18 protein-coding genes are annotated in these 17,399 nt (G+C 59.6%); 14 read left to right on the top strand and 4 right to left on the bottom strand.

Translation table 11 applies throughout. The features are described 5' to 3' along the window. Positions 1-8 precede the first annotated feature (8 nt). The 11 genes from PMN64_RS30570 to PMN64_RS30520 all read left to right on the top strand — a co-directional run bounded on the left by PMN64_RS30570 (position 9) and on the right by PMN64_RS30520 (position 11,562). Positions 9-869 (top strand): branched-chain amino acid ABC transporter permease, encoded by an 861-nt coding sequence (locus PMN64_RS30570; RefSeq protein ID WP_411783339.1) that lies wholly within the window; start codon positions 9-11, stop codon positions 867-869. Then, entirely contained in the window at positions 866-1,804 is a 939-nt protein-coding gene (locus PMN64_RS30565; protein ID WP_411783338.1) for a branched-chain amino acid ABC transporter permease, read from the top strand. Before PMN64_RS30570 ends, PMN64_RS30565 begins: the two co-directional genes overlap by 4 nt. Beyond that, positions 1,794-2,564 carry an ABC transporter ATP-binding protein gene (locus PMN64_RS30560; protein WP_411783337.1) on the top strand — a complete coding sequence of 257 codons (771 nt, stop codon included), beginning with the start codon at positions 1,794-1,796 and terminating at the stop codon, positions 2,562-2,564. The genes PMN64_RS30565 and PMN64_RS30560 overlap by 11 nt, the downstream gene beginning before the upstream one ends. Continuing rightward, complete coding sequence (locus PMN64_RS30555) at positions 2,557-3,261, top strand: ABC transporter ATP-binding protein (protein WP_028338385.1); 705 nt, start codon at positions 2,557-2,559, stop codon at positions 3,259-3,261. Before PMN64_RS30560 ends, PMN64_RS30555 begins: the two co-directional genes overlap by 8 nt. 26 nt (positions 3,262-3,287) lie before the next feature. Beyond that, entirely contained in the window at positions 3,288-4,046 is a 759-nt protein-coding gene (locus tag PMN64_RS30550) for an enoyl-CoA hydratase/isomerase family protein (RefSeq protein WP_028338386.1), read from the top strand. 35 nt (positions 4,047-4,081) lie between these two features. Further along, a complete protein-coding gene (locus PMN64_RS30545; protein WP_304497089.1) occupies positions 4,082-5,224 on the top strand; it encodes an acyl-CoA dehydrogenase family protein in 1,143 nt (380 codons plus the stop codon). 509 nt (positions 5,225-5,733) lie between these two features. After that, on the top strand, positions 5,734-6,798 hold the full coding sequence (locus PMN64_RS30540; protein WP_411783335.1) for a transporter substrate-binding domain-containing protein: 1,065 nt from the start codon (positions 5,734-5,736) through the stop codon (positions 6,796-6,798). A 788-nt stretch (positions 6,799-7,586) separates the two neighbouring features. Continuing rightward, positions 7,587-8,522, top strand: a complete 936-nt coding sequence (locus PMN64_RS30535; protein WP_411783334.1) for a class I SAM-dependent methyltransferase — start codon at positions 7,587-7,589, stop codon at positions 8,520-8,522. A gap of 124 nt (positions 8,523-8,646) precedes the next feature. Beyond that, positions 8,647-9,474 carry an ATP-binding cassette domain-containing protein gene (locus PMN64_RS30530; RefSeq protein WP_411783333.1) on the top strand — a complete coding sequence of 276 codons (828 nt, stop codon included), beginning with the start codon at positions 8,647-8,649 and terminating at the stop codon, positions 9,472-9,474. Positions 9,475-9,514: 40 nt separating this feature from the next. Beyond that, positions 9,515-11,059, top strand: coding sequence for an ABC transporter permease/substrate-binding protein (locus tag PMN64_RS30525; protein WP_411783353.1), 1,545 nt, complete (start codon positions 9,515-9,517; stop codon positions 11,057-11,059). Positions 11,060-11,247: 188 nt separating this feature from the next. Beyond that, the gene (locus PMN64_RS30520) at positions 11,248-11,562 is read left to right on the top strand and encodes a hypothetical protein (RefSeq protein ID WP_411783331.1); all 315 of its coding nucleotides are present in this window, start codon (positions 11,248-11,250) and stop codon (positions 11,560-11,562) included. 426 nt (positions 11,563-11,988) lie between these two features. On the opposite strand, the gene PMN64_RS30515 is transcribed toward PMN64_RS30520, so the two are convergent. Beyond that, positions 11,989-12,204 carry a hypothetical protein gene (locus PMN64_RS30515; RefSeq protein WP_411783329.1) on the bottom strand — a complete coding sequence of 72 codons (216 nt, stop codon included), beginning with the start codon at positions 12,202-12,204 and terminating at the stop codon, positions 11,989-11,991. A gap of 481 nt (positions 12,205-12,685) precedes the next feature. On the opposite strand from PMN64_RS30515, the gene PMN64_RS30510 reads away from it, so the two are divergent. Beyond that, positions 12,686-12,898 carry a hypothetical protein gene (locus PMN64_RS30510; protein WP_245376345.1) on the top strand — a complete coding sequence of 71 codons (213 nt, stop codon included), beginning with the start codon at positions 12,686-12,688 and terminating at the stop codon, positions 12,896-12,898. Positions 12,899-13,177: 279 nt separating this feature from the next. Here PMN64_RS30510 and PMN64_RS30505 read toward each other — a convergent pair whose 3' ends face one another. Next, a complete protein-coding gene (locus PMN64_RS30505) occupies positions 13,178-13,846 on the bottom strand; it encodes an outer membrane protein (RefSeq protein ID WP_028338394.1) in 669 nt (222 codons plus the stop codon). A 420-nt stretch (positions 13,847-14,266) separates the two neighbouring features. Continuing rightward, positions 14,267-14,521 carry a hypothetical protein gene (locus PMN64_RS30500; RefSeq protein ID WP_411783327.1) on the bottom strand — a complete coding sequence of 85 codons (255 nt, stop codon included), beginning with the start codon at positions 14,519-14,521 and terminating at the stop codon, positions 14,267-14,269. 290 nt (positions 14,522-14,811) lie between these two features. Between PMN64_RS30500 and PMN64_RS30495 the strand changes: the two genes are divergently transcribed. Next, entirely contained in the window at positions 14,812-15,030 is a 219-nt protein-coding gene (locus PMN64_RS30495; RefSeq protein WP_304497082.1) for a hypothetical protein, read from the top strand. Next, on the top strand, positions 15,027-15,305 hold the full coding sequence (locus PMN64_RS30490; RefSeq protein WP_035630805.1) for a hypothetical protein: 279 nt from the start codon (positions 15,027-15,029) through the stop codon (positions 15,303-15,305). The genes PMN64_RS30495 and PMN64_RS30490 overlap by 4 nt, the downstream gene beginning before the upstream one ends. 13 nt (positions 15,306-15,318) lie before the next feature. Here the strand turns inward: PMN64_RS30490 and asnB are convergent, their stop codons facing one another. Continuing rightward, the gene (gene asnB, locus PMN64_RS30485; RefSeq protein ID WP_411783326.1) at positions 15,319-17,259 is read right to left on the bottom strand and encodes an asparagine synthase (glutamine-hydrolyzing); all 1,941 of its coding nucleotides are present in this window, start codon (positions 17,257-17,259) and stop codon (positions 15,319-15,321) included. Positions 17,260-17,399: the final 140 nt, after the last annotated feature.

Genomic DNA, 17,399 nt, shown 5'->3' with positions numbered 1-17,399 from the left:
TTCGATCAATGACGCAGCTAGTCATCGGACAATTGCTGAATGGCGTAATCGTGGGTACGCTCTACGGCATCATAGCGCTGGGCGTGACGCTCACATTCGGCCTGACCGGCGTGGTGAATTTCGCGCTCGGCGCGTTCATGATGCTTGGCGCCTACGCGACCTGGTATCTCTACGACGTCGTGGGTTTCCCGTACCCCGTGGCCGTCATTGGTGCCGTCGTGGTCGTGAGTATCTTCGGCTACGTTTCGGATCTTGCCCTGTTTCGCTTCACTCGCGGCAACCTGGTCAACGGTCTGCTGGTGTCGATCGGCATGATTTCGGTCTTCGAGGCCTTGGTCCTCGCGGCCTTCACGACCACGCCCAAAGATCTGACTTACGTGCTTCCTGGCGCCCTCAAAGTAGCCGGCATCGTTCTGCCGAAGATCAAGGTCGCGGTCGCCGCGGTATTCCTGGCTGTGATCCTCGGCACATATCTCGCCTTGACGCGGACGTGGTTGGGGCGCGCGGCATTCTCCTACGCACAGAATCCCGAAGCCGCGGCTCTTATGGGTATCCGAACGGGAAGGCTCCAGACGATCGTCGTGGTCTATTCGACGGCGCTGGCGGGTCTCGGTGGAGGTTTGTACGCGAGCATGTATTCGATCGAGCCAACGATCGGATCGGCTTACGTTCTCAAGGCGGTCGAGGCCGCCATTCTCGCCGGCGTCGGCAGCGTGCTCGGCGCATTGGGCGGCGGTATCATTCTCGGCATCAGCGAGAACATCGGATCGGTGTTTTTTTCGTCGGCCTTCAGGGACGCTTACGGTCTCGTATTCCTCATCTTGATCCTTCTCGTCCGTCCGGGCGGCCTGTTTGGAGATCGGTCGTGAAGTACGCAATTTCAGTCGGGCTGCTGCTCGCCCTTGCCGTTCCGGCCTTCGTTCACAGCGACTCGGTGCTCGCCATTGCGATCTACGGCTTCATGGCGGCGTCGCTGGCGGTCAGCTTCAATTTGATCTTCGGATTCACCGGCCAGCTCTCCATGTTTCACGCCGCGTCCTTCGGCGTTTCCGCCTACGTGGTCACCATCCTGGTGACTACGTTCGGCTGGAACTTCTGGCTGGCGATCGTCCCCGCCCTGGCCATCGTCGTGATCCTGTCTCTTATCGTCGGAACGATCTGCTTCCGCTTTAAACTCAAAGAATTCTATTTTGCCGTCGTCACCCTGGCATTTTCCGAAGTGCTGCGTTTGATCACATTGAACTGGAACAGCGTCACGAACGGCTCACTCGGCATTACGATCGTCGATACGCCGAAGATCTGGACGTCATCTGGCACGTTTGCGATTGCGGGTGGGGTCGCTTGGTACTACCTGACGCTGGCTCTGCTGGTGGTCGTATACGGTGTGTGCAGCCGTGTCCTGAAGTCCTGGATCGGACGTTGTCTTGCCGCCATCCGACTGAACGACCAGTTGGGCGAAACGCTGGGCATCGACGTTTTCAAGTACAAGTTGCTCGGCTTCGCAATCGGCAGCGGCCTTGCCGGGCTGGTTGGCGCCTTCTACGGCTTCTACGCAGGGTTCGTCGAGCCGCATTTCCTCTCGATCTCGCTCGGACTCGACATCATCGCGATGGTCCTGCTGGGAGGCGTCAATTCCCTGATCGGCCCCGTTGTCGGCGCCCTCGTGCTCACGGCCTTGCCGCATGTGATCGAGCTCAGCGCCGAACTTCGCATCGCTCTGTACGGCTCCATCCTCATCTTCGTGATCCTGGTGATGCCGAAGGGTATCGTCGGCCTACTTACGAGCAGAAAACATGCTGCTTGACGTAAAAAGCCTCACCAAGCGCTTTGGCGGCCTCACCGCCGTGTCCAACGTAGCGTTCGGCATCGAGCGCGGGGAAATCATCGGGATATTTGGACCCAACGGCTCCGGAAAGACCACGACTTTGAGTCTGATCGCCGGGATCCTGAAGCCAACCAGCGGCGTGATTCTCTGGAAAGGGAACGATATCAGCACCCTGTCGCCGTTCGAGGTCGCTCAGCAAGGGTTGGTCAAGACCTTTCAGAATCCGCAGCTCTTTCCAGAGCTGACGGTCGTCGAACACATGCGCATCGCATGTCACCTGCACATCAAGCGCGAGCTGGGAATCGGTCGCTTGCGGACGCTGATCGGAGGCATGCCCGTCGGTTTGGATCGTCTGCTGGAGCAGAAGATCGACCAAGTCCTCGCGCTTTGCCGACTCTCCAGCCAGAGGAACGAACAAGCCGCTGCGCTGTCCTATGGTGGCGAGAAGATGCTCGGCGTTGCAATGGGTATGCTTTGCGAACCGGAGCTTCTGCTCCTCGATGAACCGGCCTCCGGCCTGGGTCATGACGAGATCGCGAATCTCGACGCGGTTCTCAGGGACCTCAAATCCCACGGCGTCACGCTGTGCATTATCGACCACAAGGTCGGCTTTCTGGGCCGGCTTGCGGACCGTTCGATCGCGCTCCACCACGGCGCGGTCATTGCCTCCGGAAAGACCTCGGACGTTCTCGCCGACGAATCCGTTGTCGCGGCCTACCTGGGCAAAAAGCATGCTTGATGTATCGAATCTCAGCGTCAGCTACGGCAAGCAGAAGGTTATCAGGGAGGTGTCCTTCAAGCTGGAGAAGGGCGAAGTGGTCACTTTGATCGGCCCTAATGCCGCCGGCAAATCGACGGCGCTGCGAACACTGGCGGGGTTGAAGACGTCCGATCGCGGCACGATCCATCTCGCTGGAAAAAACATCACGGAATCCTCCACCGTGGACCGTGTGAGGGCCGGCCTCGTTCTCGTGCCGGAGGGACGCCAGATATTCACCAAGCTCTCGGTCCAGGAAAACCTGATTATCGGCGCCTATCACCGAGCCGATCGCGATCACGCAGGCGCCGACCTGGAGCGAATATTCTCGATGTTTCCGCGGCTCCGCGAGCGACGGGATCAGAAAGCGGGCTCGATGTCGGGCGGAGAGCAGCAGATGCTTGCGATCGGACGAGGGCTGATGTCTCGACCCACGCTGATGCTGCTGGACGAGCCGACACTCGGTCTTGCACCGATCATTATCGAGGAACTGGGGCGGATCGTGCGAAATCTCGCGCACGAAGGACTGACGATCCTCCTCGCCGAGCAAAACGCCATGATGGCCCTCGGCTGTGCTGACCGCGCCTACGTGCTGCAATCCGGTCGGATCGTGACCTCGGGACATGCGAAGGAATTGTCCGAAACGACGGAAGTCAAGCAGATGTATCTGAGCGCATAACCCAATCCAGTGCCAGGTGGAGCCGAATGAGTAACGAAGAGACGACGGTAAGCGTCGAGAAACGTAACGGCGTCGCGATCATCACGTTACAGCGGTCGGCCCGGCGGAATTCGATGGACCGATCTCTTGTCGACGGAGTTGAAGCCGCTTTGTTGGAGCTCGATCGCAACGACGACGTGGGCGCGATCGTTCTAGCGGGTACCGCTCCGGGGTTCTGCGCCGGAAGCGATTTGAAATTCATCAGCCGACTCGAGCTCGAAGCAATGGGGCGGTTCGAGCAAGAGTGCGGCGATCTCGGCCGTTTGCTAGGGTATCTGGCAAAGCCCGTCGTCGCGGCTGTCGAGAAGTTCGCTATTGGAGGAGGACTGACGCTGGCGACCTCTTGCGATGTGGTCGTAGCGGGGCGTTCGTCGCTCTTTAGTCTTCCGGAGGTGCCCCACGGTTGGCTGACCCCATGGGGAATCAGGTCCTTGGTCGCCCGTGTCGGGCTCGTCAAGGCGCGCCTTCTCTGCTTTTGTCTCGAAGCGCTCAACTCCGAAGATGCGCGCACCATCGGCATCGTCGACTACTGCTGCGATGACGGCGAAGCGCTGACGAGAGCGATTGCGATTGCGGAAAAGCTCGCGCAACTACCACGTCCCGCTGTTCGCGCGACGAAGCGCTTCTTCTCGAACTACCTCATGGAAGACGCTGAAACGATGGATTTCGAAGCAAATCGTCTATTTCTCGAGAACTGCCGGGAGACGTCCGCTCAAGCGACCCTCGAGAAATTCAGACATCGCTAAACTACATCCGGCTCACCGACATGAGGAGCGGTCCAATGCTCTTGGATCTCAATGAAGACGAAGCTTTGGTAAAAGGCAGTCTCGAGCAATTTACCGCAGGCGCACTGCGACCCAGGATCAAGCCCTTCGCCGACAGGCATGAGTTTCCAACCGAACTCGTGAAGGAATTTCTTGCGCTTGGCTTCATGGGCACGGCGTATGATCCGGCTTTTGGCGGTGGAGGGCTCGGTACACGCGGAGCTGCCATTGTGGCCGAGACGCTCGCTCGCGCAGAGCCCGGCTTTGCCGCCATCTTCCTGTGCAATAGCGCTCCCATGACGGTTATCGCTCGCTATGGATCGGATGACTTAAAGAGCAAATGGCTTGAGCCGCTGTGTCGCGGTGACTTTATCGCGTCATTCGGTGTCACGGAGCCGAGTGGTGGGTCGGACGTCGCGAGCGTAAAAATGCGTGCCGTGGAGGACGGTGATTCTTTCGTCTTGAGTGGCTCCAAGGTGTTTTCCACCAATGCTGGCACTCCGCTCCACGGCATTACGACGTTCGTGGCCGTTACGGACCCTGAATTGGGAGCGAAGGGACTGTCCACATTCGTGGTGCCCGTCGGCACACCTGGCTTCCGGGTCGGAAAAGCGAGCCGCAAAATTGGCTGGCGTGTCGCTGACTCCGTAGAACTCTTTCTCGACGACTGTCGAGTTCCCAAAGCGAATATGGTCGGAAATCGCGGCGACGGCTTGAGGCAAATCCTGACGACGCTGAGTATCGGACGGATCCTCGTCGCGGCAACGGGTCTTGGACTGGCGCGCAAGGCGATCGATCTTGCGAAGGTGTACGGCTCCGGTCGTCAGGTTGGGGGCACGCCGATCTTCCAGCACCAAGGGCTGACCTTTCCGCTCGCGGATGCACTGACGAAGATCCACGCAGCCGAGCTGATGATCCGGAACGCTGCGTGTCTGGCTGACGCCGATCGGCCATTTCGGTTGGAAACGTCGATGGCCAAGCTCTTCGCAACGGAAATGGCGGGCGAAGTTGCAGATATCGCTCTGCAGGTGCACGGTGGATACGGCGCATTCGAGGAATTCGACGTGTCGAGCCTCCCAGGCGAGGCCAGGGTGCTGCGTATCCTCGAGGGTACCAGCGAGATCCAGCGGCTGGTCATTGCGCGTGAGCTCACCGCATAGCGGATGTCTTTCCCTGTGCTCTAATTCGGAGCGGCCGTCGCCACAACGGAGTCTGGCGCAGGTCAAAATGCAGGCCTCAAGCATCCGCGCGCTGATGCATGTTAGGCGAGTCAGCTCGACCAGGAGTGCCGACAGCTCCTCATAGGGCAGGGACGGATGTGGCCTGCGCACCTTGCCTTTCCTCTTCGTCTTCGGGAGCAGGTGTTCAAGGCGACGCTGCCAGAGCGCCCGGTTCTCTCCGTTGCAGTGTCCGGCCGCCGTGGCGGCCGCGAACTCCTTCGCCATTGTTTTGACGGACAGGTGTGTGACGAAATGCCAAAGGGAGTAGCGGGCAATCCCGCTAAGCGTCAAGGTGAGCAATGAGTTCATTCGAGGCTTTCCCGGCAGCTCTGCACGACCGCTATTTGAGGGGGGAGGTGTCGTGTGAGATGTCTGCCCACAGCGCCAGGCGGGGAGATCCAATCTCGCAGCGCAAGTGGACGTCGATTCGACCGGTCTGGTCATGCATCTTGGCGCTGGCGGTGCTCGCGTTCGGCTGCGGCGCCCTTCACGCCCAAGCCGCCGCGCCCCCTGACAAGGAATTGGTCGTGGCGACCAAGGAGGCCCCACCATTTGCGATCAAGCAGCCGGATGGGAGCTGGAGCGGCATCAGCATCGCGCTCTGGAAAAGGATCGCCGATCAGGCACACCTGCGTTTTCGCCTGGTCGAAACCCAGAGCGTGCCGGATTTGCTGGACGGCGTCGCAAACGGCAGATTCGATGTTGGCGTCGCGGCGGTTACAGTGACTGCCGAGCGTGCGCGCAAGGTCGATTTTACACAGCCGTTTTACAACACCGGGCTCGGCGTTGCGGTACCGGTCAACGAAAACCCCTGGGTCGCGATCGGACGGGCGCTTCTCTCTTTCGGATCCTTCCAGGCCGTCGCGGTGCTGCTTGGTTTCGCAATGGCGGTCGGATTCCTGATCTGGATGCTGGAACGGCGCAAAACGGAGCACTTCGGTGGCGGCGCCAAGGGACTCGGCTCCAGCTTCTGGTGGTCGACCATCGCCATGACGCAAGCCGGGGCCGCTCAGAATGCTCCGACAACGCTCCCCGGAAGGATCGTCGCAATGGGATGGATGATCGCTTCCGTGATCGCGATTGCGGTGTTCACCGCCGGTATCACCTCCACCCTGACGCGCAGAGGGCTCGAGGGCGCCGTTCACGGCTTCAACGACCTGCGTTCCGTGCGCGTCGGCGCGGTCGCGAACTCCGCGACGACCGACTACCTCGCTCGTCAGCGGCTTTCGTTTCGAACGTTTCCGGACATCCAAGGCGGCCTCTCCGCGCTGGGGCGTGGGACAATCGATGCCTTTGTTCATGACAAGCCGTTGCTGACCTGGATGGTTCGAAGCGACTTCTCGGCCTCGGCTCGCGTCGTCGATACCAGCTTCAGCAGCGAGAGCTATGCGATCGTACTGCCCAAAGACAGCGCCTTGCGGCCGATGCTAGATCTCGCCGTGCTTGATCAAATCGAAGGTGATTGGTGGCAGCAGACGGTGTTCGAGACCCTTGGAAACGCTCAATCTCGTTGACGATACCGTGCGAGGAGCCCAGTCCGTTCAAGGCTGTCAGAGTCTCATCGGCGGGAATGGAACCGACAAAGTTCCGCACATCGGCCTCGCGAGCGATGCAAACCGTCAATAGCCCTGTGCGCATGCGCGAGTTGCTGTTCCAGCAAATCAGCTTCAAGCTAGCTCATCCTCGGCGTGGCGGCTTGGCGCATTTTCTAACATGGCCCCCAACCACGCGCGTGAGTTGCCGTTGCCGAGGAACTGCTCCAGCGCACCTTGTCCGTCCGTAGGCCAGGTTCGATCCATCGGCCAACTACGCGGGCCAATCCTTCCCATCTGAGCGGCCTTCCTATTGGCGCGGTCTCAACCTGTTGTCGGCAACTATGCCGTCGCGAGTGCATTCCATGCTTCTGCGAAATGTTCTCCGGTGCTGCGCTGGCGCCACCGGGCACGCAACGTGAGCGTGATTTCCCAACTGTCACGTCCGTGCCTGACCTGCATTGTGGACTATCGATGCCGCCTGTCCGCACGCTTTCATTCGTGCAGCATTGGATTTGATTTTTTTCTCGGCCAGAGCGACTGGCGTTTTCGACATCGTCCTGACTGCACATCGAGTCGTCCCAGCAGGCGATGGTTTCGAAAAGGAGGCCGCGTTACACGCGCGTACACATCAGTGCTCAGCGCAGCTCCACGAAGCGAGGTTGAAAAAGCGCAATGGGTTTGTGCGCCGGTCAATCTCTGCAATAAGGCATCAAGCACTTGAACGCAGCAGCCGTCGAGTGGCTTGTAAATTGAAATAGGAGACCGGGTTGCAAACATTTTCGCGCATCAATCAGTCCAAGGCCGTCTTCGATGATATTTATGCCCTGGATGATCCCAGGGCATATTTCTCTGTCCTGGGAGATTTGGATTACATGATTCCGGACGTGGCCGAGCCGGTTGTGCGCCAAATTCTGGCAGCGAAGGTTTCGGAAACCGGCGTCAAGCCGACCGTGCTTGATGTTGGCTGTTCATACGGAATCAACGCAGCTGTGCATCGGTTTCCACTGACTTTCGGGGGCTTGCGCCATCGCTACGCTCGACGCGAGATGAGGGCGATCGGTTCTGAGACATTGGTGCGTCTCGATCGCAATTTTTATGCGGCTTGGCCGGATGTCGGCCTCGCGCGATTTATCGGTCTCGATGTATCGGCGCCGGCGATAAGGTATGCAACGGGTGTCGGTCTGCTTGAGCAGGGCATTGTCGCTGATCTTGAAACGGAGGCGCTCTCGGCGGACGGCGCGGATCTTATCCGATCCGCGGATGTCATCATGTCGACGGGGTGCATCGGCTACGTCACCGAGAAGACGTTCAGCAAGATTCTCGATGCGACAGAGAAGCGTCCATGGATCATTTCGTTCGTGCTGCGAATGTTCCCGTTCGATTCGCTAGCCGCGACGTTCGAGAAGCGTGGCCTCGTGACAGAACGTCTTACCGGCGCGACTTTTATCCAGCGTCGTTTTCGCGATGCCGAAGAGTTTGAAAGTTGCTTGGCCAGCCTGGCGGCTCTTGGCGTCGATGCTACCGGTCTTGAGTCGGAAGGGCTGTTTCACGCCGATCTGATGTTGTCACGCCCTGAGGCGGATGCGCGCGCCGCTCCCCTGAAAGACATTGTCACTGTTGCCAGCGGCAGGGGGCGTCCGATCGGACCCCGTTACGTTCATATTGACGGCGACGACGGCTTGCAGGTCGCGTTGGAGCCGTGACGGGCTCGCTTTCCCAAGATGGGCGTGGGTGTGGCCCAGGGACCTGTGCACCCAAGTGGATCATGCGCCGACTCCTGCATGGTTACTTTCCGCCAATTCAGCGGTCTACAGGGAGGCCTTGCTCATGGCAGCTTCGCCGATTTCGAATCCGTCTGCTTCCGTGCCGTATATCAAGATCGATGCTGTATCAAAATCCTACGATGGAGGGCGGAATGTTGCTGTTTCCAACGTATCGCTCGACGTGCAGCAGGGTTCACTGGTTGCGCTCGTGGGTGGCTCGGGATCTGGCAAGACCACGCTGCTGAAGACCATCAATCGACTGGTCGATCCTGACGTTGGAGAAGTCAGGATCGACGGAGTGCCTGTAAGCGAAGCCGAGCCGCCGATGCTGCGGCGGAGCATCGGCTATGTCTTTCAGGGTATCGGTTTGTTTCCGCACATGCGCGTTGCCGACAACATTGCCGTAACACTCAGGTTGCGTGGTTGGCAGGCGAAGGCGATCGAAGCGCGGGTGGCCGAGATGCTGGATATGGTGGACTTGCCGCAGGACTACGCCAGCCGCTTTCCGCACATGCTGTCCGGAGGTCAGCGCCAACGGATTGGCGTCGCGCGTGCAATCGCCGCCCGACCGCGCATTGTTCTGATGGACGAGCCGTTGGGCGCGCTCGATCCTGTCACCCGCGACAGCCTGGGTTCTTCCTACCGCGAGCTGCACGACCGGTTCGGCATGACGACACTGATGGTTACCCATGACATCCAGGAGGCCGCGCTGATGGCTGATCGAATCGTCGTCATGAAGAACGGCCGCATACTCGCCGACGATACGCCGCACGCCTTGATGATGGGCTCTGGGTCTGACGATCCGGACGTTACCGCCTTAATGGAAGTGCCGCGACGTCAAGCGGAACGTATCGCCGCGCTTGCGACCAAGAACGGACCTGTCCGTGCCTGATGCCGGCGCAGAGCTGCTTTCCAGTGCCCGATTAGACGCTTTGTTCGACGCCTGGCGCCTGCTTCCCACCTATCTCACGCCACATATTGTACTTTGCGCCACGGCGCTGGCGCTTGGACTGCTCGTCAGCCTGCCGCTGGCTGCCCTCGCAGCGGATCGACCATGGCTACGCAGGCTGGTGCTTGCCATCGCGAGCTTGATCCAGACCATACCGGGACTTGCGTTGCTCGCACTGTTCTATCCGTTGCTCCTTGCGCTCTCGACATTGACGGCACGGCTCTTCGGCTTCGGCATCCCCGCGCTGGGGTTCTTGCCGACGCTGATTGCGCTGACGCTCTATGCCATGCTTCCGATCTTGCGCAACAGCGTGGTTGGCTTGAATGGCATCAGTCCTGCTGTCGTCGAAGCGGCAGAGGGCGTTGGTATGACGCCCCAGCAGATTCTGACACGCGTCAAGGCGCCGCTCGCCACGCCCGTCATCATGGCCGGGGTGCGGACTGCAGCTGTATGGACGATTGGAGCAGCCACGCTTTCCACGCCCGTCGGCCAAACCAGCCTTGGCAATTACATTTTTACGGGGTTGCAAACCGAGAACTGGATTTCTGTGCTGTTCGGCTGCATCGCCGCCGCCGGGCTTGCCCTGATCACCGACTTCTGTCTCGGTCTTGTCGAGACAGGAGCGTCCGAACGCAGCAGGAAGCGTGTGGTGTTCGGTATCGCCGGGCTTGCTCTCGGCACGCTCGCTGGTCTCGCGCCGCTGCTCTCGAACGAAGCAGCAACCTATGTCATCGGCGCGAAGAGCTTCTCCGAACAGTTCATTCTGGCGGACCTGATGGGTGACCGACTGAAGGCCGAGGGAGCCGGCGTAACGCGTAAGGATGGGCTCGGTTCGGCTATCGCCTTCCGCGCGTTGGCTCACAATGACATTGATGCTTACGTCGATTACTCCGGCACGCTCTGGCGCAATGTCATCGGCCGCACCGACACGCCACCGCGCGAGGAGATGCAGGCGGAGATCGTCCGCTGGATGAAAGCAGAGCAGGGCGTCACGGTACTTGGCGCGCTTGGTTTCGAAAATGCCTACGTTCTCGCGATGAAACGAGAAAGAGCGCATGCACTAAACGTCACGTCGCTTGCCGATCTTGCTCGTGTTGCACCTCAACTCACCATCGGCGATGACCTTGAGTTCCTGGGACGACCGGAATGGCGCTCGCTTAAGGATGCCTATGGTCTGTCGTTCGGAACGCGACGCTCGTTCAATCCAACGATGATGTATCATGCTCTCGAATCCGGCGAGGCCGATGTCATCTCCGCGTTCTCCAGCGACGGGCGTATCGCGGCGCTTGATCTTCTCGTGCTGGCTGACCCGAAGCATGCGATCCCTTCCTATGATGCGCTGATCCTCGTCGCGCCAAAGCGCGCCGCCGATGCGCGGCTGAAGCGAGCACTCGTGCCGCTTGTCGGTTCGGTTCCCGTTGAGGCGATGCGCGCCGCTAACCTCATGGTCGACGGCGATACCGACAAGGCTTCTCCGGCAGAGGCGGCGCGAGCCTTGGCGAAGGCCGCGCATTTGCAGTCGCGATAGATATAAGAACACGATTAAGGACGTTTTCGTTCGAAGTTCGACCTTCGCCGATGAGTCGTGCTCAAGGTCCCGAACGAAGTTGCGCGTCTTGCAATGAACGATCAGTTCGGCAGTGCGATCGGACTCCGTCGGTAACGTTCTGGCGGCGACGCGAGGCCCCGGTCCAGCTGGGGGCATTCGGATTCATAATGGCGCCACGAATCGTTGTCACGAACGCACAACCGTATTTGGGGATGACAATGCGGGCAAAAAGGGTGGAGAGAGCGGTCGGTTCCAACCAATCGCTACTGGAGCTGCTCCAGGCAGAACTTGCAGCCCTCAATTCGCAAATCGAAGCGATAGAAGAGACACGGGCAGAAACGCAATCGATCGATGAGTTGAGAGAGTGTGCGATCCGCGCTTGTCGACGGATTGACGAGATTCGTTCCGTCGTCGCCGCCGAACAGTCGAACGACGCGGCCAACAGCGCAACTCCTGGATCTCCGTCTACGGTTGCTCGTTGAAGCCTGTTCGAGACGCTGTAGGTTCGCCGACCGCGTGGTCGCTCCTGGAATGGCTCTGCGGTGACTGCGTCTAAACAGCCGCGCGAGTCGCAATCAGCCAACTTCCGGGTGTAGCGCGATCAGCAAGATCGCCACCGCGACCACTGCGAGCCAGCATTCAGCGGCGATGATGGCCCATTCGGTGCCAGTTCGATTTTTCATTGGCGCCACCATTTTTCGACAGCTCCGACGTGAGTCTGAGGGGTTCGACGTCGGGGCCGTCTTCGCCAGTGTTTCGGACTATCCGAGTTTGATGCGCTGTGGGGCTCGGCTGATCCGAGCGGTGATCAGATCACACTCGGCTCAAGACGGAAATGCACTTTGTGCCAACACAACCGGTTCCGTTGCCATGGTTGCATCACAATTCGCGAACAACGCACGCCGCGCCTATCGTGCGGCACCCAACTGTGTTGCCGCGAGCGCATTCCAAGCCAAGCCGAAGCTCAATCCGATGGACGACATTTGATCCGCGTTAAGCGCAAGCCTGATTTCCCATCCGCGTCCATGCTGGCGCGAAATCAAAACCTCAGACGACCCAAATCCGCGCACGTCGCGTTTCCACTCGCGCAGCATTAGAATCAACTCCTTCTCTTCCGCGCTCACTTCTATTCTCGACATCGCCATCACCGCGCATCAAGCCACCCCAACCGGCAAAGCTATTGAGCACCGCAACGCCGCGTCAACACGCGCGCGTGCATATCCGACAATGACACTTCATGGCTGTCGTCCATCTCGCAAGCTCCGTTGACACAAGCGACGACCCCGACGTGCTGTCTGAGGGCCGCGCCGGAGTCGCCTTGGCCAGTATTTCGGATTGGCCGAGCCGATGCGCGTGCTTGGTCGATCCGATGCACGTATGAGATCACAATCGCCTCGTGATGGGATGTGCAGTCCGTGCCAACAGCACCGGTTCCATCGTCACGATTGCATCATAATCAATCAACAACCAAAACACTCACGCGTGTTGCTGTTCCATCGAATGCGTCTCACTTTGCATTCTCCTCGGCGGTGGTGGGCGACTCATGATCCAGCACTGGACTCGCAAAGTGTGTCGGCTAGCACTCGCCGGGGAACGGAGGCCATGATGAACCGCTGCGACCGCAAGCGCTCCGACATGACGCCGTGCGTGATTACCGACGGCGCGGATGCCTATAGCTTCGAGAGCGATCACGACACCCACCCGATCTGCGTTGGCTGCGGTCGCAGCCCGCAAGTGACCGGCGTGGCCCCACCCGCCGATTGGGCTGAGCAGGTTGCCGACTATCTGAAGGCTGTACAGATGAGGCATCGGCGCTGAAGCCCCGCAGCGGGCCTGCTGTTCGCGCTCCATCAACCGATCAGCGTTAGCTGCCATCGTCCCTTGGAGGGCAGTTCCATCACGCATTGATCGTCGTGCGTCATACCGTCACAGATCAGCCTATCGTGCCGCAATCTCCACATTGGTCCTCACGGCGTCGCGTCAGCCAATGCACCGCGCAGGAGGTTTCCAATCCGGGAGGAACCACCGCTCCAACGAAAAAGCTCCGGGCCTATGTTTGGCCCGGAGCTTTCATGTCGCTTGGAGTCAAGCGAGCGATCAGTACCTGGCGACGGCCGGTCCGCCCAGGTTGAACCTGTAGTTCAGGCCCGCCTTGATGGTGTGCTGGTCGTTGCGGAAGCTGCCGATAACGCCGACATTATCGTGCACGTTGATGGTGCCGAAGTCATAGTACTGGTATTCGAGCTTGCCCGACCAGTTCTGGGTAAACATGTATTCGAGACCGGCACCGACGGTGTAGCCGTCACTGCCGCCGTCGCCGCCGAAGCCGTTTGAGAAGCGCGTGTCAGCCCAGGCATAGCCGCCCTTGACGTAAAGCAGCGCCGGACCCCAGGTGTAGCCGAGGCGGCCGGTTACCGAACCAAGGCCGCGATTGGCGAAGCTCGAACTGGTGTCCAGAAAACTATAGTTGGCTTCAAGACCCATCACCCAGCTCGGCGCGAACTGGTAATCATAGCCAGCCTGCACGCCGCCCATGAACACACCGTCGTTGCCACCGCCGAAGCCGGGGGCGAGGACGTTGTCGTTGCCACCGAACGCACCACCGACGTGACCACCGATATAGAATCCGGTCCAGTTGTAGATCGGAGTCGGAGCAACATAGGGCGGAGCCTTGGTGTACGGCTGAGGCGCGAGATCAGCCGCGGAAGCGGGCGCGACCGCGCCGAGCGCGATCATGCTGGCGGTGACGAGCAGAATTTTCTTCATGTTTTGCATTCCAACTTTCTTGTACTGGCCCTGCCCCAAGTTCATCGCCTATCAGACACGTGCGGAATTGCTGTAACTTGGCTGCAACAGGCGGTGCCAAACGGGGGCCGCTAACGGCGGGTGCGAGGACGATTGGCGTTAGGCGAGTTTGGAACTTTCGTAACGCAGGTGATGCGTTACCGATCACATCCCGGCGCAGCGCGAGGGCGGATAGATCGTTGTCTTCGCATGGAACTCGGGCGAGCCCTCTGGAACGACTGAGAACCAAGCGCGGGCCTGCAGTGCTTGTCGAGCCAAAAGGGAGAGTCACGACTGCCGCTAACGTACGCCGAGAGGTTTGCCGTCAATATCTCTGACAAGATTGATCCAGCAGTAATGCAGGGCAGCGTCCCGATGATGGGAGTCCTGAACCAGCCTCTGTCAGTGACCGGAAAGGATGTAGCGGCAGACTCGGCCGATGAGCCACGAGATGAGGCCGAGGGCGGCGATGACGCCTCCAACAATTGGGGCAAACGCCACGTCAAAAACACCACCTGAATTGTGCATGACGATCGCCGTGATGGCGCCGGTGGCGATGCAAATGGCCGCAACAAAGCACCCGATCAGATAAAGGGCATTCCCAAGTCTCACTGTCTTCGCGGGCCGTTGTTCCAACTGCTTCGCCTTTGCCTTCAATCCGGTTTCGACAGGCGGCGGATTGCTCCTTGGCGGGTATGCAAATCGTCCGGTCTGGTAGTCCAGGAAAAGCCGGCCGGCGATCCCGCCAGGGGCCGATCGAACTTACTTCTTCGCTTTCAGCCGGATCCCGACAAGCGGCGGAATGATTTCGTGGATGGTCCGGGTTTTTACGGACTGAGCGTTAACGCTACCGCACGAGCACAAAGGCGGGGTCTTGTCAGGAAGCGATTTGGCCAGTTTATTCGAGAGATTGCAGTACGTTATTCTTATTGTAGAGCGCATTTCCGATGAAAGCCATCGAGCAGATTGTTGCCGGCTACATTGCGTTGAAGGATCGCCAAGCCCTGGAAAAGCTGAGGCACCATCGTCAGCAATTGCTGGATGACGTTCAGATGCACAGCATACCAGGGTTCAAGCCGTCGATCGTGAGCGATATCCTCCGCGAGGAGATCGAGGTCATCGAAGGCGCGCTGGCGCGCGTAGATGAGGATCGACCATCGTCATGAGCAAAAACTTCGACGAGATCGAGACACTGAAACCAATGGCCTGCGGTGCCATCACCGACCCCAGTCTGAGGATGATATATGAAGCTATCCGCGGCGCGCTAAAGGCCGACGATGAATTCGAGGCAAGCGGCAAAGATCCAAAATTCCGAGTCCGGTCGACGGCCGAATGGAAGCGGCATGCCAGCGATCTTGAGGCGGAGATGCTGAAGCGAGGGCTCGAGTTCGACGTTATCGATTGGACGAATGGTCAGAGTGAGCGGCGAGCAAGCCGGTGAGGGCACTCGCTATTCATGCGTAAACGCCGTTGCGATGGCACCAACGGACAAATGCATAGATGGACCAGACCCGCGACCAGTACATGCCTGGCGCTCCGTCGAGAAAGGCTCGCCAAAGTCGCTCGACCGCGGTGGGATCTAGGCCCGCAGGTGCGATCGCCTGCGGATCGCGCATGGTCCGATCCATGGCGTCCTTCAATCCGCGGCGAATCCACCGGTCAAAGGGCATGACGAAGCCGGTCTTTGGGCGCTCGAAGAGCGCAGGATCGAGCCCGCGCAATCCGATCCGTCGAAGCATATCTTTGCGGCCCAACGGTTGATATCGCGCCCGGTCCGGCAGGGCGTCGACGCTTTCAAACAATACGTGGTCGACCAACGGAACACGCTGCTCGAGCGAACTGGCCATGCTTGCTGCATCATTGTCGCGGAGGAGGCGTTCACCCAAGAAGAGACGTTGTTCCATCACGCTAATGGCGGAGACAGCGGTACGGCCTGCCGTTTCGGCCATCAGCCGCCGGCGCATCGCGTCGGGAAGGCCGTCCACAATCGTGCCCGCGAAATCCGGTGCAAGCAATTCATCCTGAAATCCAGGCAGGAAGAGCGCGTAGGCCATCTGGTATAACGCCAGCAAATCCTCGCTACGATCGACCATATCCGGAAGCTTCGCCCAGCGCGTTTGAGGCGGCACGGGATGCGAGGATCGTCGCAGGGGCCATGTCAACAAAGATGCAGCCGTGGCCTGCCATTTTCTGGGAAATGCGCGGCCCCGATGACACCACTGCTGCAAGATCGGAAGATCGCGATAAGTCGGATACCCGCCGAACAACTCGTCGCCCCCCGTTCCCGATAGCGCGACGGTGAAGCCTGCTTCGCGGATAGCCCGGGAGATGAAATAGGCGTTCAGTCCATCGAACGTTGGCTGGTCGAGACTATCGAGGGCGTCGTCCAGACTGTCGACGAACCGCTGCTCGGACAACATCACTTCATGATGCTGAGTGCCGATTGCCGCAGCGGTCTGCCTCGCGAACGGCGCTTCGTTGAACTGCTGGTCCTCGAACGCGAGCGTGAAAGTATGAACAGGGGCGTCAGCGGTCCGTTGTGCGAGATTCGCCATCGCGGAGGAATCGATGCCGCCCGACAGGAAAACCGCGAGCGGCACATCACTGGCGAGGTGAAGCTTCATCCCTTCTTCGAGGATCGAGGCAAGCGTCGCTTCGTCCATCGTCGGTTTCGGCGACTCTCCGGGGATGCGCCAGAAATCGTGCTCGCCTATTTTACGGCCTGTCCCGTCAAACTCGGCGTAGTGACCCGGCGCAAGAAGTTCAACGCCCTGAACGGCGGTGCAAGGGCCGACAACAAAGCCGTTCCATACGCTGCTCGCAACCGCTTGCGGATCAAGACGCGGCGTTCCGAGCAAGCCCGAGGCCAGCAATGCACGCAGTTCGGATGCAAATATCAGCGACCAGGTCGTGTTCGGATTGCTGGACCGTGCGATATAGAGCGGCTTGATGCCGAGCTGGTCGCGCGCAAGCAGAAGTCGTCGCTGTTGCGGATCCCAGCTTGCAAATGCGAACATGCCGCGCAGCCATCCGACTGCCTCCAGGCCATGCAGGCCGAGTGCCCGCAACATGACGGCGGTGTCGCCGCTGGACCGAAAGGATTGCCCTTCGCTCTCGAGGCGTTTGCGTAGGGCGACATAGTTGTAGATTTCGCCGTTGAACGAAATCACGTGCCCGGTTGTATCGTCCACCATCGGTTGGGCGCCGGCGGACGACAGGTCGAGGATCGAGAGGCGGCGGTGATCAAGCATGACACCCCAGCCGCGGGCATCCGGCGTTGAAGTCCACGAGCCGTGGCCGTCCGGCCCGCGATGGATCATGGCCTTGCTCATCCGAGCGAGCGCGGCCCGGTTGTTTTCGTCAAGCCGGCCGATGATACCCGAGATACCGCACATTCAATCGTCGCCTTTGCGGCTTGAGCTTGAGCTGGCCCGCACCAGGTAACGTTGCGGAGAACCTACCAAGACTGCTTCGGCAATGCTTCTACGTCGAAAATCCAAGCGGATAAATGGATACGCCGCCTTTCTATCATTGT

It is taken from the genome of Bradyrhizobium sp. UFLA01-814, assembly GCF_046718885.1.
In the GTDB taxonomy this organism is placed as follows: domain Bacteria; phylum Pseudomonadota; class Alphaproteobacteria; order Rhizobiales; family Xanthobacteraceae; genus Bradyrhizobium; species Bradyrhizobium elkanii.
Note: the sequence above shows the minus strand (reverse complement) of the source record. Positions and strands in the feature narration are given on the sequence as shown.

What these genes read in the sequence shown, in the direction of transcription:
- PMN64_RS30570 (WP_411783339.1), top strand. Translation starts at nt 9, where the DNA reads ATGACGCAGCTAGTCATCGGACAATTGCTGAATGGCGTAATCGTGGGT.
- PMN64_RS30560 (WP_411783337.1), top strand. Translation starts at nt 1,794, where the DNA reads ATGCTGCTTGACGTAAAAAGCCTCACCAAGCGCTTTGGCGGCCTCACC.
- PMN64_RS30555 (WP_028338385.1), top strand. Translation starts at nt 2,557, where the DNA reads ATGCTTGATGTATCGAATCTCAGCGTCAGCTACGGCAAGCAGAAGGTT.
- PMN64_RS30550 (WP_028338386.1), top strand. Translation starts at nt 3,288, where the DNA reads ATGAGTAACGAAGAGACGACGGTAAGCGTCGAGAAACGTAACGGCGTC.
- PMN64_RS30545 (WP_304497089.1), top strand. Translation starts at nt 4,082, where the DNA reads ATGCTCTTGGATCTCAATGAAGACGAAGCTTTGGTAAAAGGCAGTCTC.
- PMN64_RS30530 (WP_411783333.1), top strand. Translation starts at nt 8,647, where the DNA reads ATGGCAGCTTCGCCGATTTCGAATCCGTCTGCTTCCGTGCCGTATATC.
- PMN64_RS30520 (WP_411783331.1), top strand. Translation starts at nt 11,248, where the DNA reads ATGGCGCCACGAATCGTTGTCACGAACGCACAACCGTATTTGGGGATG.
- PMN64_RS30510 (WP_245376345.1), top strand. Translation starts at nt 12,686, where the DNA reads ATGAACCGCTGCGACCGCAAGCGCTCCGACATGACGCCGTGCGTGATT.
- PMN64_RS30505 (WP_028338394.1), bottom strand. Translation starts at nt 13,846, where the DNA reads ATGAAGAAAATTCTGCTCGTCACCGCCAGCATGATCGCGCTCGGCGCG.
- PMN64_RS30495 (WP_304497082.1), top strand. Translation starts at nt 14,812, where the DNA reads ATGAAAGCCATCGAGCAGATTGTTGCCGGCTACATTGCGTTGAAGGAT.
- PMN64_RS30490 (WP_035630805.1), top strand. Translation starts at nt 15,027, where the DNA reads ATGAGCAAAAACTTCGACGAGATCGAGACACTGAAACCAATGGCCTGC.
- asnB (WP_411783326.1), bottom strand. Translation starts at nt 17,259, where the DNA reads ATGTGCGGTATCTCGGGTATCATCGGCCGGCTTGACGAAAACAACCGG.